The 15,505-nt window shown below is 41.3% G+C and carries 18 protein-coding genes and 1 other annotated feature; of the genes, 14 read left to right on the forward strand and 4 right to left on the reverse strand.

What is annotated here, in order from left to right:
- The 9 genes from hemL (at position 1) to CSV63_RS07770 (ending at position 9,424) form a co-directional block, all read left to right on the forward strand.
- Positions 1–1,296 carry a glutamate-1-semialdehyde 2,1-aminomutase gene (gene hemL, locus CSV63_RS07725; RefSeq protein WP_099695315.1) on the forward strand — a complete coding sequence of 432 codons (1,296 nt, stop codon included), beginning with the start codon at positions 1–3 and terminating at the stop codon, positions 1,294–1,296.
- 363 nt (positions 1,297–1,659) lie between these two features.
- Positions 1,660–2,283 carry a hypothetical protein gene (locus tag CSV63_RS07730; RefSeq protein WP_099695316.1) on the forward strand — a complete coding sequence of 208 codons (624 nt, stop codon included), beginning with the start codon at positions 1,660–1,662 and terminating at the stop codon, positions 2,281–2,283.
- 227 nt (positions 2,284–2,510) lie between these two features.
- Positions 2,511–2,728 (forward strand) — a binding site (T-box leader).
- 54 nt (positions 2,729–2,782) lie between these two features.
- Positions 2,783–5,428 carry a valine--tRNA ligase gene (locus tag CSV63_RS07740; RefSeq protein WP_099695318.1) on the forward strand — a complete coding sequence of 882 codons (2,646 nt, stop codon included), beginning with the start codon at positions 2,783–2,785 and terminating at the stop codon, positions 5,426–5,428.
- Positions 5,429–5,665: 237 nt separating this feature from the next.
- Positions 5,666–6,151, forward strand: coding sequence for a GNAT family N-acetyltransferase (locus CSV63_RS07745; protein ID WP_099695319.1), 486 nt, complete (start codon positions 5,666–5,668; stop codon positions 6,149–6,151).
- A gap of 20 nt (positions 6,152–6,171) precedes the next feature.
- Entirely contained in the window at positions 6,172–6,426 is a 255-nt protein-coding gene (locus CSV63_RS07750) for a hypothetical protein (RefSeq protein WP_099695320.1), read from the forward strand.
- Positions 6,427–6,439: 13 nt separating this feature from the next.
- Positions 6,440–7,471, forward strand: a complete 1,032-nt coding sequence (locus tag CSV63_RS07755; protein WP_099695321.1) for a S66 family peptidase — start codon at positions 6,440–6,442, stop codon at positions 7,469–7,471.
- Positions 7,472–7,542: 71 nt separating this feature from the next.
- Complete coding sequence (locus tag CSV63_RS07760) at positions 7,543–8,088, forward strand: hypothetical protein (RefSeq protein ID WP_143565388.1); 546 nt, start codon at positions 7,543–7,545, stop codon at positions 8,086–8,088.
- A 274-nt stretch (positions 8,089–8,362) separates the two neighbouring features.
- The gene (locus CSV63_RS07765; RefSeq protein ID WP_099695323.1) at positions 8,363–8,674 is read left to right on the forward strand and encodes a hypothetical protein; all 312 of its coding nucleotides are present in this window, start codon (positions 8,363–8,365) and stop codon (positions 8,672–8,674) included.
- 135 nt (positions 8,675–8,809) lie between these two features.
- On the forward strand, positions 8,810–9,424 hold the full coding sequence (locus CSV63_RS07770) for a dienelactone hydrolase family protein (protein ID WP_099695324.1): 615 nt from the start codon (positions 8,810–8,812) through the stop codon (positions 9,422–9,424).
- 20 nt (positions 9,425–9,444) lie between these two features.
- Here CSV63_RS07770 and CSV63_RS07775 read toward each other — a convergent pair whose 3' ends face one another.
- Entirely contained in the window at positions 9,445–10,029 is a 585-nt protein-coding gene (locus CSV63_RS07775; RefSeq protein WP_099695325.1) for a helix-turn-helix domain-containing protein, read from the reverse strand.
- A gap of 158 nt (positions 10,030–10,187) precedes the next feature.
- On the opposite strand from CSV63_RS07775, the gene CSV63_RS17055 reads away from it, so the two are divergent.
- Both CSV63_RS17055 and CSV63_RS16480 read left to right on the forward strand, forming a co-directional pair.
- Positions 10,188–10,394: a DUF6980 family protein gene (locus CSV63_RS17055; protein WP_099629796.1), complete on the forward strand. Its 207-nt coding sequence runs from the start codon at positions 10,188–10,190 to the stop codon at positions 10,392–10,394.
- A gap of 3 nt (positions 10,395–10,397) precedes the next feature.
- Positions 10,398–10,565, forward strand: coding sequence for a hypothetical protein (locus CSV63_RS16480; RefSeq protein ID WP_158233929.1), 168 nt, complete (start codon positions 10,398–10,400; stop codon positions 10,563–10,565).
- A gap of 74 nt (positions 10,566–10,639) precedes the next feature.
- On the opposite strand, the gene CSV63_RS07785 is transcribed toward CSV63_RS16480, so the two are convergent.
- From CSV63_RS07785 to CSV63_RS07795, 3 genes are read right to left on the reverse strand one after another with little or no spacing between them, the layout of a single operon-like run.
- A complete protein-coding gene (locus CSV63_RS07785; protein WP_099695326.1) occupies positions 10,640–11,557 on the reverse strand; it encodes an MBL fold metallo-hydrolase in 918 nt (305 codons plus the stop codon).
- Complete coding sequence (locus CSV63_RS07790; RefSeq protein ID WP_099695327.1) at positions 11,554–12,342, reverse strand: ATP-grasp domain-containing protein; 789 nt, start codon at positions 12,340–12,342, stop codon at positions 11,554–11,556. Before CSV63_RS07790 ends, CSV63_RS07785 begins: the two co-directional genes overlap by 4 nt.
- Positions 12,339–13,205 carry an ATP-grasp domain-containing protein gene (locus CSV63_RS07795; RefSeq protein ID WP_099695328.1) on the reverse strand — a complete coding sequence of 289 codons (867 nt, stop codon included), beginning with the start codon at positions 13,203–13,205 and terminating at the stop codon, positions 12,339–12,341. The genes CSV63_RS07790 and CSV63_RS07795 overlap by 4 nt, the downstream gene beginning before the upstream one ends.
- A gap of 59 nt (positions 13,206–13,264) precedes the next feature.
- On the opposite strand from CSV63_RS07795, the gene CSV63_RS07800 reads away from it, so the two are divergent.
- The 3 genes from CSV63_RS07800 to CSV63_RS07810 all read left to right on the forward strand — a co-directional run bounded on the left by CSV63_RS07800 (position 13,265) and on the right by CSV63_RS07810 (position 15,491).
- Positions 13,265–14,476, forward strand: coding sequence for a bifunctional folylpolyglutamate synthase/dihydrofolate synthase (locus CSV63_RS07800; protein WP_099695329.1), 1,212 nt, complete (start codon positions 13,265–13,267; stop codon positions 14,474–14,476).
- A 98-nt stretch (positions 14,477–14,574) separates the two neighbouring features.
- Positions 14,575–15,015, forward strand: coding sequence for a type II secretion system protein (locus CSV63_RS07805; protein ID WP_099695330.1), 441 nt, complete (start codon positions 14,575–14,577; stop codon positions 15,013–15,015).
- Positions 15,012–15,491 (forward strand): hypothetical protein, encoded by a 480-nt coding sequence (locus tag CSV63_RS07810; RefSeq protein ID WP_099695331.1) that lies wholly within the window; start codon positions 15,012–15,014, stop codon positions 15,489–15,491. Before CSV63_RS07805 ends, CSV63_RS07810 begins: the two co-directional genes overlap by 4 nt.
- Positions 15,492–15,505 lie beyond the last annotated feature (14 nt).

Genomic DNA, 15,505 nt, shown 5'->3' on the forward strand with positions numbered 1-15,505 from the left:
ATGGGACAAAAAACATATACGAAATCTGAAGAAGCGTTCAAAATAGCAGTTGATTTAATGCCAGGTGGGGTCAACTCACCAGTGCGTGCTTTCAAATCAGTTAATATGGATCCGATCTTTATGGAATGTGGTAAAGGTGCGATCATTAAGGATATCGATGGCAATGAATATATTGACTACGTTCTATCTTGGGGTCCTCTAATCCTAGGACACACACATCCTGACGTAGTGTCTGCCATGCAGAAAGTAGCTGAAACAGGTACTAGTTTCGGAGCACCTACTCTTCTGGAAAATGAATTGGCAGAGCTTGTAATCGACCGTGTACCATCCATCGAGATGGTACGTATGGTGTCTTCTGGTACGGAAGCAACAATGAGTGCACTTCGTTTAGCACGCGGTTATACGAAGCGCAACAAGATCCTGAAATTCGAAGGTTGTTATCACGGGCATGCGGATTCCTTACTGATTAAGGCAGGTTCGGGTGTTGCTACATTAGGTTTGCCTGACAGCCCTGGAGTACCTGAAACGATTGCACAAAACACGATTACGGTTCCGTATAACGATCTGGAAAGTGTTAAATTGGCTATTAAAGAGTACGGAGACGATCTAGCTGCAATTATTGTAGAACCTGTTGCAGGCAATATGGGCGTTGTAGGACCGGATAGTGGCTTCCTTAAAGGTTTACGTGAGTTAACAGAAGAAAACGGTTCGTTATTAATTTTCGATGAAGTCATGACTGGATTCCGTGTAGGGTATAAATGTGCACAAGGTCACTTCAACGTCAAACCAGACCTTACATGTCTTGGTAAAGTTATCGGTGGCGGACTGCCTGTAGGTGCGTATGGCGGTTCTCGCGAGATTATGGAACATGTAGCGCCGGCAGGAACTATTTATCAGGCAGGTACATTGTCTGGTAACCCGTTAGCCATGACGGCAGGTATTGAAACGTTAAGGAAATTGACGCCGAAAACATACGAACACTTCATCAAGCTGGGCGATCAGTTGGAAGAAGGTTTCCGCGCAGCGGCGAAAGCTAATAATATTCCGCATACCGTCAACCGTGCAGGTTCGATGATCGGGTTCTTCTTTACAGATCAACGCGTCAATAACTACGATAAAGCGAAAACTTCCGATTTGGAACTGTTCGCAGAGTATTACCGTCTAATGGCAGAAGAAGGTATTTTCTTACCACCTTCCCAATTTGAAGGAATGTTCTTGTCAGCAGCTCACACAGAAGAGCATATTGCGAAGACTGTGGCAGCATTCCATACAGTGTTTGCGAAGTTGAAACGATAATCTCGAAGCGTCAGGCAGATTTAATTGCTTGGCGCTTTTTTATGTTTATTTTTTTATGATGATGGCGCGGTATAGGCGACGATTCGCGCGGTTATCAGGTGTTATGGCGCGGTGTTCGGGCTCAATAGCGCGGTGTTCGGGTTCAATAGCGCGGTGTACCTTGGTATTTGCGCGGTCTGTCGTCCTTTTGGCGCGGTATAGGCGACGATTCGCGCGGTTATCAGATGTTATGGCGCGGTGTTCGGGTTCAATAGCGCGGTCGCGTTCGTTTCATTCCCATTCACATTCCACATTATACTTCACTTCTAAATTCAGTTATTTTTTCATATAGTAGCCTGAGTTAAGAAAAGGAGTGAAGCGAAAATGACGACGCATCAATGGACATTGCAAGAGTCTTTTTATTTCCCTGTTGAGTACGGGGCGTTTGCTAAATCGGCTGAGGTAAAGGTGACGCCAGGGTTTACGGAAGAACGTACGGAAGATGCAATCCGTTTGCATGGGATCTATCATATCGCGGCAAACGTTGTATTTGATGCAGACAAGCAAGTAGAATTGAAAACTGAAGACGTATTAGTTATTCATGACGTGGAAGTAGAAAATAATAAAGGGTATTTTGAATATGCTGTGCCTTTGAATGTTGATCTACCAGTAGAACTCGATGGCGACTTGCAACTGGAAGTGCAGGACATTACATCTTCATCGCAGGAAGACGGGGGATTGAAACTTGAGTGGACAGTTCAGTTGAAACAGGAAGAGCCTGTACAAGAACCGATTGTAATCGAAGAAGAGCCTGCAGCACCACAGTTCGTTGCTGCCTCGACATCTCATTTAGAATTTCTTGCAAATGCTGATCGTGCGGTTGAGCATGTAAATAATGAAATGGAAGACTTTCTCTTATACATCGCCCAGATGGATGACGATATAACGAGAAAGATCTTCCATTCAAATAATGTTTTTGTAGAAGCAGAAGGACAAAACAGCGAGTAAGCAAAATACTAAAAAATCGCCAGTGGTCGGGATAAGTAGTAATCGAATCAATTGAAACACGGTGATCGGGATGATACAGCCTTTACAGTAAAATCTCGTTTTCCGAAGCCACGGCGGCAACAGATAAGGATTATAACCTTTTCGCATCGTTCACCATCCTTTCTTTATAGACGACTATTCAGTTGACGGACTCTACATGTTTCGCTTATAATAATGTGTATATGAATATAAATGCGAAGAGTAGGAAAGTACATGTGAACCGTTTTCTTTAGAGAGGGTACGATTGGTGGAACGTACCTGGAAACCGCATATGGAAGTCCCCTATGAGCAGTTTCTGTGAAATATAAGTAGCAGGAACCGGTGAAGACCGTTACCAAATCATGAAGATGTAATGCTTTTTGCGTTCATAAATAAAGGTGGTACCACGAGCTCCTTCGTCCTTTTACCGGGATGAGTGGGGCTTTTTTTGTATCCCTTTTTATTTGAAGGAGGAAATGAAATGACTGACGAATTGACGATGCCAACCAAATACGATCCGCAGACAGTGGAAAAAGGACGTTATGAATGGTGGCTTGAAGGTAAGTATTTTGAATCGAATGTAAAAAGCGAGAAAGAACCGTATACAATTGTAATTCCACCGCCGAACGTCACCGGAAAGCTTCACTTAGGACACGCGTGGGATACGACTTTACAAGATATGCTCATCCGCATGAAGCGTATGCAAGGGTATGACGCACTATGGTTGCCTGGAATGGACCACGCAGGTATTGCGACACAGGCGAGAGTAGAAGAAAAACTTCGCGCTGATGGTAAAACGCGTTATGATCTTGGACGCGAAAACTTCATACAAGAAACATGGAAATGGAAAGAAGAATACGCGAGTCATATCCGTGCACAATGGGCGAAGCTTGGTCTGGCTCTTGATTACTCACAAGAGCGCTTTACGTTGGATGAAGGATTGTCAAAAGCAGTACGTGAAGTATTCGTTAAGTTGTATGAGAAAAAGCTGATCTATCGCGGAGAGTATATCATCAACTGGGACCCTGCAACGAAGACCGCGATATCTGATATCGAAGTGATTCATAAAGATGTGCAAGGTGCATTCTATCATATGCGCTACCCATTGGCAGATGGCACAGACTCGATTGAAATAGCGACAACACGTCCTGAAACGATGCTTGGTGATACAGCTGTTGCAGTTCACCCGGATGACGAACGCTACCAGCATTTGATCGGCAAGATGGTTAAATTGCCAATCGTAGGACGCGAGATTCCGATCGTAGCAGATGATTACGTAGAAATGGATTTCGGAAGCGGTGCAGTGAAAATTACACCAGCACATGACCCGAATGACTTTGAGATCGGTAACCGTCATAACTTGCCACGCGTGCTCGTCATGAATGAAGATGGCACGATGAATAAATTAGCAGGCAAGTACGAAGGCATGGATCGTTTCGAATGCCGTAAGCAAATCGTCAAAGACTTACAAGAGATGAATGTGCTATTTGAAATTGAAGACCATATGCACTCCGTCGGACATTCGGAACGAAGTGGCGCAGTAGTGGAGCCGTATTTATCTACACAATGGTTCGTCAATATGCAGCCACTTGCTGAGCAAGCAATCAATCTGCAGAAAAATGAAGAAGAAAAAGTGACATTTGTTCCTGAACGTTTCGAGAAAACCTACTTAGGTTGGATGGAAAATGTCCACGACTGGTGTATTTCCCGTCAACTATGGTGGGGCCATCGAATTCCGGCTTGGTATCACAACACAACAGGTGAAGTCTATGTGAGTCAAGAAGCACCAGCCGATGAGGAAAATTGGACACAGGACAATGATGTACTAGATACTTGGTTCTCATCTGCTCTATGGCCGTTCTCGACTATGGGCTGGCCAGATGTTGATAGCGAAACGTTTAAAAAGTATTACCCAACAGATGCCCTTGTTACAGGATATGATATTATCTTCTTTTGGGTGTCCCGCATGATCTTCCAAGCACTTGAATTCACGGAAGAGCGTCCATTCAAGGATGTCTTGATCCACGGATTAGTACGCGCGGAAGACGGGCGAAAAATGTCTAAATCTCTCGGTAACGGTGTAGATCCAATGGACGTAATTGAGCAGTATGGCGCAGACGCATTGCGTTTCTTCCTGGCAACAGGTTCTTCACCAGGACAAGACCTACGTTACTCTACAGAAAAAGTAGAAGCGATCTGGAACTTTGCCAATAAAATTTGGAATGCTTCCCGTTTCGCATTAATGAATATGGATGGTATGAAGTATGAAGAAATCGATTTATCAGGAGAGAAATCTGTTGCAGATGCATGGATTTTAACTCGTTTGAATGAAACGATTGAATCGGTAACTAGCTTGGCTGACCGTTATGAGTTCGGTGAAATGGGCCGCGCGCTATATAACTTCATCTGGGATGATTTCTGTGACTGGTATATCGAAATGGCTAAATTACCGCTATACGGTGAAGACGAAGCGGCGAAAAAAATGACACGTTCGGTTCTTGCGCATGTTCTAGATCAAACGATGCGTTTATTGCACCCATTGATGCCTTTCATTACAGAAGAAATCTGGCAGAACCTTCCCCATGAAGGTGAGTCGATCACAGTAGCGAAGTGGCCTGAAGTGGATACGGCTATGATGGACAAGTCGCGTGCTTCGGATATGAAATTGTTGATGGATATCATCAAGTCTGTACGTAATATCCGTGCAGAAGTGAATACACCGATGAGTCGTAAAGTCGATTTGTATATTTCAGCGAAAGACGAGAAGACAGTGGCGGTACTAGAAGAGAACCGTAACTATCTTGTGCGATTCTGTAATCCTGAAACGTTAACAATTGGTGTGAAGGTCAATGCGCCAGGCAAAACGATGTCAGCAGTCGTGACGGGTGCTGAGTTGTACTTGCCACTTGAAGGATTGATTGATATTGACGAAGAGTTGGCTCGTTTGACAAAAGAGCTTGGCAAGTGGCAAGGCGAAGTGAAGCGGGTTCAGGGCAAGTTGTCGAATGAACGATTTACTGCGAAAGCGCCTGAGTCGGTTGTTGAGGAAGAGCGTGCGAAAGAGAAGGATTATTTGGAGAAGTATGCGGCAGTTGAGCGTCGTATTGCTGAACTGAAAGAGATTTAACGTGGTGTAAAGATAGTTAAAGCCCATTTGACAGTGTGATGCTGTTGAGTGGGTTTTTTGTAGTTTGGAATTGGTAAAGTTGAAGTGTAGAGTGGTAAGGGTTTACGCTTAGCAACTAACAAATTCTTATGGGCCCGTCCTTCGCTTCAAATATGAATTTATATTTTAATTATAGTAATCATTCAGTCTAATGGTATAATCGGAATCACAATATTTTGAATGTTGGGAGAGGTCTATATGAGTTTTTTAGTTCGTGAGATGGTAAGTGAGGATATTGAGAAGGTTCAAGATATTGCTAGGGAGAGTTGGCATGCTACATATGAGGGAATTATTCCTCGTTCTATTCAAGACCGCTTTTTGGATGCGGCTTATGCTACTACTATGATGAATACGCGTCTACAGACCTCTAAATTGTTTGTCGCAGAGGTTGATCATAAAGTGATGGGATTTGCTGATTTTTCAACGCTAGATGAAGATGGCAAATCCGAACTGCGTGCTATTTATCTTTATCCTGATCAACAAGGTAAGGGGATGGGTTCGGCTCTGATACAAAAGGGAATTGAGGTTCTGAAAGATATGAGAGAAATTTTGGTTGAAGTAGAAAAAGAAAATATAGTAGGACGAAATTTTTATGAAGCGAAAGGGTTTGAGGTAGTTAAAGAATATGATGAGAACTTTGATGGTCATACGTTGAAAACGATTCAACTGATCAAGAATCTTTAAGTAGTAAAGGGGGGGTGGGCTTGAATAGAATACTGTTCATTGCCGTAAATATCTTGACTGGTATATTTGTACTAATTAACAGTATAGTGGGCTATGGAATTAGCGGTATGGGTGAGGATTCTACTCATAATATTGCCATACTTGGTTTAATCGTAGTGTGGGCAGTCGGCTTAGCTTTGCAGGTAAGCAAAAGGATTTGGGTTTTAGGATTTGTGGTCACGTTTATTCCAGTAGTATTTATCTTGTATTTGTACTTTACAGCTACGAATATGTAAAGGGGAGAAGCGCATGTTAATTAAACCAAAGAAATTGCAACGTGGTGATCGGGTCGCAACAGTGAGCCCTTCGTGGGGAGGTGCAGGAGAACCGGAAATTAGGTGGCGGTACGAACAAGGCGTAAAGAGATTGGAAGATCTATTTGGACTAACTATCGTGCCAATGCCAAACAGTTTAAAAGGAGCCGACTTTCTCTATGAAAACCCGAAAGCTCGTGCTGATGATCTAATGGCGGCATTTAGCGATCCCGATATTAAAGGAATCATTGCGAATATCGGTGGGGAGGACAGTATCCGATTACTTCCATACATTGATTTTGACGTGATACGAAAAAATCCAAAAGTCTTCATGGGATACTCTGATGTTACGATATCGCATTTATTTTGTCATAAAGCGGGAATTTCTTCATTCTACGGACCCGCAATATTAACCGATTTTGCCGAGAATGTTGAAATGGATTCCTACACAGTCGAGATGGTGAATCGAACTCTTTTTTCTAATGAAATCATTGGTGAGATACAGCCGGCTGAAAGATGGACAAGCGAGCGGTTGGAATGGATCGAGTCTAATAAGAATAAGCGGCGTACGATGAATAAGAATACTGGATACGAACTGCTTCAAGGTTCAGGTACTGTGCAAGGGCGATTGATTGGCGGATGTATCGAAGTATTAGAATTTACGAAGGGAACGGTAATTTGGCCAGGAGACAAATATTGGAAGGATAGTATACTATTCTTTGAAACATCCGAAGAGAAGCCTGATCCTAGTTTAATTCGATACTGGTTAAGAAATTATGCAGCACAAGGAATTTTACAGAATGTGAATGGGATGATTTTCGCGAAGCCTCAAGACGAGAAATACTTTGATGAGTATAAAGAGGAAATCCTTACTGTGATGAAAGAGTATGATTTGGAGCATTTGCCTATTTTGTATAACTTGAATTTCGGTCATACGGAACCTAAATGCATTTTACCATATGGAGCATTGGCGAAAATAGATTGTGTGCGAAGGACGTTTTCTATTGTAGAGAGTGGCGTGGAGTAAAATAATAAAGAAATGGGGTGTTTATAATATTTACGGATCGGCAGTTACAAATGTTCATCGAAGGAGAAATTGTGGGAGATACTTTTCCTTATGATAGCGATGATGAACAGGAAGTCTTGGCACATATACATCGGTTATTTTATAGAATCTGTCGTATTCACAATGTGGTCTGTGAAGCGGAATGGGATCATTTCGGCAGTGGCTATGCTTCCTTTGTAGAGTTTTTTTGTTATCGGAAAGAAGATTATATAACCGTGGAAGAAAAGAATGGTATGCGTGAGATAGAGATAAAAGGTATTATACTTGATATAAGTCGTCTAGCATCAGTTGCTATAATGGGTGAAGATGTAAGGTGGAGAACAATTCGGATAGAGACGGGTGAAGAAGTAAGTGGTGGACATGGTTCAATACTTGATACACCTACTTCGCTAGCTGTTAGTGAGGAATTGGAAACACTAGCGACTGAATTACAGAAAGCTTTGCAGGAGTTTAATTACAAATTATTAGCTGCGAATGAGATGAGTACGCCACTATCGTTTAAAACAAAAATACCGACGGTTTATCGGAATGAGCGACAATATCTAGTCTTGGATGCGATCTTTTACTGGGAAGATTAATAAATGTAGAGAGGAAGCATATGAGAAACTAGATAGCGTATTTCCTGACGACTTAAAATCCTATATAGAAGGGAAAAATCTGTTTGTGAAGGAATTGGAGCGAAAAGCGTTAAGTTGGTACGATACAAAAGAGTGATGTTTAGAAGGATAACTGAAAAATAGAAAGGTGTTGGGGATATTCGTGAAATTAGGAATCGTAGTATTTTCAACACTTCCAATAACCGAGATAGTTTACATAATATAATTATAGGTATAAGCAGGAAGGAGTTTGGCTATGCAAGCAATTATAGAAACTCTGTGTATTGTATTTCCTATTATAGTAGCGGCACTGATTGTAGTATTTGTCATAAAGAGACTGGATCGGAAAACAAAGCAAGGTTCATTGCCTAGGAAAAAATCTAAGGGCGCTCAGACATTGTTGGACAGTCTAATACCACTTGGAATGTTGATTGGTTGTATACTTGGTTTGCTAATCAGTATGATCTCTCCCATTTCGTTAGGATTTGCCTTTAGTTTAGGCGCTTCGTTTGGTTTGTTAGGTGGATATTTTGCGTATGAGAGGTATGGTAAGAGAGATGAGATGTAATGATAGAGGCTACATATCTAGGCAAGAGGAATTCGGTAGGATGAATAAGTAGTATCTACGCTAGTGGCTATATGTATAGTTAAGTCAGTAACTTCTAGTAAATATGTTTTATGAATGACGTGAGGAGAAAATAGAATGAGTCAAACGAAATCTACTTCCGAAACTTGTATCATAGTTCTTCATGAAATATACGGAATCAATCAATTTATGAACGACATATGTGTTTCGTTGTCTGAGAAAGATTTCGATGTGATCTGTCCAAATTTGTTGACTCAAGAAACACCTTTTGATTATTCGCAAGAAGAGGTAGCTTATGAAAACTTTATGCAACATGATAGTTTCGAAAACAACGCGCGTAAGGTAAAAGAGTTAGTGGTGGAGATGAAGGATCAGTATGCAAAAGTATTTATACTTGGATTCAGTGTGGGAGCAACAATAGCTTGGCTCTGTAGCGAGGAAAAGTGCGTGGATGGGATGGTTGGATACTACGGTTCACGCATACGAGATTATGCAGGAATGAATCCCGCTTGTCCGACATTGTTGTATTTTCCGAATACCGAGAAGTCATTTAATGTGAATGAAATGGTTGTGAAATTAGAAAAGCCGAATGTGGAGGTATATCTGTACGATGGGCAGCATGGATTTAGTGATCCTTACGCATTTGCATACAATGAAGAATTAGCTCATATTACCTTTAAGCAAACGATAGACTTCTTTAGAAATAATTGTATAGGGGGAAGCACTTCATGAATTGAAGTGCTCTTTGTTGTTTAGATATATTGATAATATAAACCGAACTGCGTATCGTACCATAACAGTGTGCCATGTTTTCTCTTAGGAAGACGTGTTTGAAAACTCCATTCAGGATACTGTTTGATAATTTGGACTTGATCGCCAGTCGCGAATGCGATAAAGGAAATATAATGATCTTTTGTCATCGGGTGGTCACTTGAGATAAAACGTTCATTATCGACTTCTTCAATCGTAAGCTTTTCTTCTTCGCTCGCTTTCTTGGCTATTAGCGCTTCGAGCTTCCTGCCGCAGCAAGATAATGTAATATTTCCCGTTGCCAATACAATATTATTACAAGATGGACAGACGAAGTATTTTGATTTTTTCATATTTCCTCCTATGAACTCATTAGACAGTAACTCACCGTCTAAAATATTTTCTATATTTACATCAAGTAGCTTAGATAAACTGGATAAAAGTGTTACATCCGGACATCCATAACCGCGCTCCCACTTTGAAATCGTTCGATCCGAAATATTCATTTGATCGGCTAATTGCTTCTGGGTGAATCCTTTTTCTTTGCGTAATGTATAGATTAATTCTCCAACTTTACTTGTATCCATCGATTTCCCTCCTGCTCTTTATTATCATAGGTGAATATCCAACAGGCATCAACAAACGTTCCGTGGAGTTTGTTACACTTATATATACCGGCGTGGTTAATGTATTAGATACTATAAAAAGAGTGGTATCTAAATAGTAGAAAGCAAGGTGAGTAGGAATGAAACAGCATTGCTGCGAAGACATGGCGTATCATGCAACTTTTACATGTGACGTACACAAAGACCCGTATGATTGCCCGGATCAATTGATTCTTTTTGATAAAACAGACCAAGATTACGGATTGTTAATTCATGATGGAGGTACTTCAAGTATCGGGATTTCATTTTGTCCATGGTGTGGTAGTACATTATTGGAAAGGGGATAAAATATGAATAAACTCCAAATATACGCTGTTGTTATTGCGGTTTTAGTAGTCGTCTTTTTCTTCGTTCTTTCAGTAGTAACAAGTAATTGGAAGTTTTTCTTTTGGAGTATCATACCGATCCTATTATGGCTAATGACGGCTTTCCTAGCTAAAGTCAACGCTAGAGATTAAATGGAGTGCATCCCTCTACTTATAAAGGGGCTGTTACAGAAAATCATAATGACTTTCTGTAACAGCCCCTTTTGTTATAACCACAACGTTTCCCCAATAAGCAACTTCTTTAATCGATTTTCATCCAACTGCAATTTTCTCCACTCGGCATTTAGCCTTTCAACAGCTTCGGGCCCTGTATCATCGGCTAAATGATACGTTCCATAATGTATCGGAATAAATGTTTTTCCAGCTAGGTCTAAAAAACCTTTCACTGCATCCTCGGGAGTTAGGTGACTTTCCCTCATAAACCATTCCGGCTCGTACGCTCCAATTGGCATAAGCACTGTATCCACAGTGAATTTCTTGGCAATCTCTTGAAAACCTCGGAAATATCCTGTATCCCCAACGAAATAAATCGATTGCTCAGCACTTTCGATAATCCAGCCGCCCCAGTGGGAAGTATTCGTGTCCGTCATGGTCCTTTTTGTCCAATGTTGCGCAGGAACAAAAGTGAACTTCGTGTTTTCGAACACAAATGAGTCAAACCATTCCGCTTCAATGACCTTTTTATATCCTCTTATCTGGAACTTACTGCGTAGACCAACTGGAACAAAATAGCTAGGATTGCCTTTAAGATGTTTGATCGTGCCAAAGTCCAAATGATCATAATGTCCGTGTGAAATAATTACGACGTCAATCTCTGGCAATTCAACGAGTGCGACTCCTGGTTTGGTCAATCGTTTCTGAAAGCCCATTCTCTTTGCCCAGACCGGATCCGTAATTATATTGAGCCCGTTGATTTGAATCAAACATGTAGAGTGTCCAATCCACGTAATGGATGTTTTCGATCGATTAATAGCGAATTTTTCTATTTCTTTATCTGGCGCTTGCTCGATTACGATACGTAAATCTTTCTTTTTCTCATTACGTTCTTTCTGCCACCGAATCATCTCTCGCAGTGTTTTACGCGTATCTACGACATCCAAATTAGTATAGCGTTTTCTCCTCATGATTCATCACTCAACCGATTTTTGACATACTCCAATAATTTCTTCGCCACTGAAAACTCATGTGTTTGATAGAGAGAACGGGCACCGACGGGATCTTCGATTTCATTCAGTAACCAGCCGCCTGTAATGGGAAGTATGAAATCAATGCCGATATAGTCGCTAGAAATTGCCCGGGAAATCGTTTGAACTTGTTTGATTTCAGTGTCGTTCAACGTATACTTTTCCACGGTGCCGCCTAATGTGTAATTGGACTTGAATGAATCTTTCGCGCCAGTCCGTTTCACTGCACCTAGTACTTCATTGCCGAGCATAAACACGCGTATGTCCGTCGCGTCAGATTCGATGAAAGGCTGCGCAATTAGTTTAGTAGGATCGAATTGATTTAGAATGTCTTCTGTTTGCTGTGCAGATTCACAGAGAAATACTTCGCTTCCACCGTGACCTCTGCGAGTTTTCAATATAAAAGGCATCGGAGGAAGCTGATCCGCTCTGAATGTGGGAACTGCGGGAATACCGAGCAGAGTAGCTAGTTCAAATGTGCGTAGTTTATCATTGGCTATTTTTTGTATACTCGCACGATTGAACACACGGTAACCTGCTTGTTCCAATTCTAAAGCTAATTTAGGATCACGATCGCGGAATAAAATGAAATCAAGTGGTTCAGCAGGTGACTCCGTTATCAACTCCACATTCATATCCAGTTCCTTCGCTTCTTTTAATAGATCGGCGATAAACGCATGATTTCTCTTCGCTTCCTCAACATTATAGTAGATGGCGCCTTTCATTTAATCTTCTCCAATATATACGCAATCATTGCATCCGCCACGTTAATACCGGTTACATTTAAGAGGTTGCGGATATGCGCTGCGCCGTTCACTTCACAAACCAGAGGCTGTTCATCCGCACCGAATAACAAGTCTACTCCCGCGAACTCTGCACCGACTGCTTTTGCAGCTTCCATAGCTAGTGTTTCTTGAGCGGACGTCAATTCCACAACTTCAGCTATGCCGCCGTTCGTAATGTTCGCTCGGAAATCTGTGTCTGAGTGGCGATACATGGCTGCAATGATTTGGTCGCCCACTATATTGACGCGTAAGTCCCGCCCTCTACTTGTCTCGATGAACTCTTGAAAGACATAATCGACGCCACGCAACTCATCGACTTTTTCATTGAAAGCCTCTTTTGTTTCAATCAAATATACTTTCATACCAAATGAGCCATGACCTTCTTTAATGATCATGGGCAAGCCGAGAGTTTCAATGACGTTCTCGTAATATCCGCTATCCGCAATTGTGAAGTTAGGATAAACTTTCGGCGCGATGATCGTTTTCGGCATTGCGACACCGTGCTTCGCGAGTTCAAGGTACTGTTTGGCTTTATTATCACATGTCTCAATAACTTCAGGATCATTGAAGACGGGGATTCCTGCATTTTTTAAATACTGTCCAAGCAATGTATCTTTATCGAGAAAGACAACGAAATCAGGAGCCTCTTTTATCTGATTTTGCACATCCATCTGTACTTCATAATTTTTTAAGATTGTCGCCCGTACACCAGCACGCTCTGCTGCTTCCTGTACAAGCCGCGCTTGATCAACAAATTTACCACTCGTTAAACTACCATTATAAATAACCCAACAACTTTTCAATCCCCACGCCACCTTTGCTATACTGTATATAACTTAATTTTAGCACAGGAGGAATTTCTTTGATTCCAAAACTTAATGAATATAAAAAACAATTTGACATAATGAGTGACGACGAGATTAAACCTGGATTAGATGCAATAGAAAAGGCACTGGCGAGTGTATTGAACCCCGAGAAAGACTTACGGATTATTCATGTGGCGGGTACGAACGGAAAAGGGTCGACGATTGCAGTAATGGAAGCGGTGTTACGAGCGCATGGATTTGAGACTGGTGTGTTTTCTTCACCGGCCATATTGGATATACATGATCAGATTCGGATCAACGGACAGCCGATTGCACAAGAGGAATTGGAATATGTGTTTGAGGAAATGGAAGCAGCAGGATTGAGCGGTTTGCTGACGGACTTTGAATTGCTGACGGTGGCAGCGTTTTTAGCGTTCCGTAATGCAGGACCGGACTACGTCTTGCTTGAGACAGGGATGGGTGGTAGATACGACAGCACGAATGTCGTGACGCCTTTAGTGTCTGTCATCACGTCGATAGCCCTGGATCATACAGGGTTTCTAGGAAATACAATTGAAAAGATTGCTACACATAAAGCCGGCATTATTAAGCCATATATTCCAGTCATTGTAGGGGAATTGCCACCAGAGGCGAAAGCGATTGTTTTGGCAGAGGCAAAGTCGAATAAAAGTTTAGTACGCGCGTATGGCGAAGAATTCACATTAAAGCCAGGAACTACGGAGACCTTCTGCGGTATGTCTACATTTAAAATTCCGGTGCGTAATATGAAAGGGCCACATCAAGCGATTAATCTTGCTGTTGCTCTAGAGGCATTATCATTGGCGGGGGTGCCGTTGAAGCAAGATCATGTGGCTGAAGCTGTAGCCAATGTTGCTTTGCCTTTTAGATTTCAAAAGATTGCTGAGAATGTCTATATCGACGGTGCGCATAATCCAGCTGCGGCACGTATGTTGGTGAGGACGATTGAAGAGCAGTTTCCAGGGAAGAAAGTGGACTGGGTTGTGGGGATGTTGAATACGAAAGATTATGAAGCTACATTGGAGATTTTAGCACCACTTGCGAACAGTTTTACGTTTGTGGATTTTCCGCATGCACAGGCTGCGAAAGCGAAGGAGTTGCAAGCGGTTTGCCCGATAGAGGCGAGTCGTGTGATTTCGTTTGAAGAAGTTGATGTAAAATGTTCGAAAAAAAACACAAAGGTAGTTGTTGGCTCTCTTTACTTATTAAGTAGTTTAATGAGACAATAGGCTTAATAAAGTTAGTTTTATAGACTATTACGTTTACGACAGGGTATTTAGTTTTAGTAGGAGAATATGACGAATGTAAACGGGAGGAGTGTCATGTTATGAATACTACTAAAGAAAAAGGATTTACACTAGTCGAAATTCTAGCGGCTTTGACAATTTTGGGTATTGTATTCGTTAGTTTCATGACGATTTTTTCTCAAATGAACTTATTTAATACTCGTACAGAATCTAAACTCGAAACGATCCATTTGGCTAAAAAAGAATTGAATTTTTGGAAAGAGAATCCGATGCCGTTAGAAAATAATGAAAAGATTTCAGTTCTCAAGAAAGATGGTGTATCGTCACCTGGATTTATTTTTTATACATACACACGTCGGGATGAACCCAAATACGAATACCGTGTGAAATACCGTGTACAGTCGGACTTGAAGCCTTTCACCGAAACATCTATTATACTTCATCGTGTACAAATTTCAATTTACCAGAATGGCAAGGAAATTAGTGAGACGTTTGGTTATGTGGAGGATGGAGCTCTATGAATGTAAAGTGGACAATAAGAAAGAATCAGCAAGGAATGTCAGTTGTTGAACTATTAGCAACGCTACTACTTGTCTCCTTGGTATCTGTAATCATCTGGACAACATTCTCAATCAGTACCCGACTGAATACATCGGAGACGGCAAAATTACGCCTACAGCAAGAGGCAAATTATATTGCGACAGAAGCACAACGATTACATCGTAAGTGTTTAAGTTATGAATTTGTTGTGATGCCTCAAAAAGTGAGTGTTCAAAATTGCCGAACGTCATCTCAAACTGTAGAAGATTCTATTCTTAGTACGAATTTTATGTATTATACAGATCAAAAAAAATCAGAAACTACTGAAGAAAGATTCTATATAAACGCAAAGAAAGAGAATTTAGAAATATCAAAGTTTTGGGTTGTAGATCCAAAAAACAATAAATTGAAAGTATCCATCCCATTGGAACTATCTAGATATAAGGTAGCTCCTTGAAGAAAGGAAGCGGT

Source organism: Sporosarcina sp. P34, assembly GCF_002743375.1.
Lineage (GTDB): Bacteria > Bacillota > Bacilli > Bacillales_A > Planococcaceae > Sporosarcina.

Coding starts and splice junctions, on each gene's coding strand:
- hemL (WP_099695315.1), top strand. CDS start 1: ATGGGACAAAAAACATATACGAAATCTGAAGAAGCGTTCAAAATAGCA.
- CSV63_RS07730 (WP_099695316.1), top strand. CDS start 1,660: ATGACGACGCATCAATGGACATTGCAAGAGTCTTTTTATTTCCCTGTT.
- CSV63_RS07740 (WP_099695318.1), top strand. CDS start 2,783: ATGACTGACGAATTGACGATGCCAACCAAATACGATCCGCAGACAGTG.
- CSV63_RS07745 (WP_099695319.1), top strand. CDS start 5,666: ATGAGTTTTTTAGTTCGTGAGATGGTAAGTGAGGATATTGAGAAGGTT.
- CSV63_RS07755 (WP_099695321.1), top strand. CDS start 6,440: ATGTTAATTAAACCAAAGAAATTGCAACGTGGTGATCGGGTCGCAACA.
- CSV63_RS07765 (WP_099695323.1), top strand. CDS start 8,363: ATGCAAGCAATTATAGAAACTCTGTGTATTGTATTTCCTATTATAGTA.
- CSV63_RS07770 (WP_099695324.1), top strand. CDS start 8,810: ATGAGTCAAACGAAATCTACTTCCGAAACTTGTATCATAGTTCTTCAT.
- CSV63_RS07775 (WP_099695325.1), bottom strand. CDS start 10,029: ATGGATACAAGTAAAGTTGGAGAATTAATCTATACATTACGCAAAGAA.
- CSV63_RS17055 (WP_099629796.1), top strand. CDS start 10,188: ATGAAACAGCATTGCTGCGAAGACATGGCGTATCATGCAACTTTTACA.
- CSV63_RS16480 (WP_158233929.1), top strand. CDS start 10,398: ATGAATAAACTCCAAATATACGCTGTTGTTATTGCGGTTTTAGTAGTC.
- CSV63_RS07785 (WP_099695326.1), bottom strand. CDS start 11,557: ATGAGGAGAAAACGCTATACTAATTTGGATGTCGTAGATACGCGTAAA.
- CSV63_RS07790 (WP_099695327.1), bottom strand. CDS start 12,342: ATGAAAGGCGCCATCTACTATAATGTTGAGGAAGCGAAGAGAAATCAT.
- CSV63_RS07805 (WP_099695330.1), top strand. CDS start 14,575: ATGAATACTACTAAAGAAAAAGGATTTACACTAGTCGAAATTCTAGCG.
- CSV63_RS07810 (WP_099695331.1), top strand. CDS start 15,012: ATGAATGTAAAGTGGACAATAAGAAAGAATCAGCAAGGAATGTCAGTT.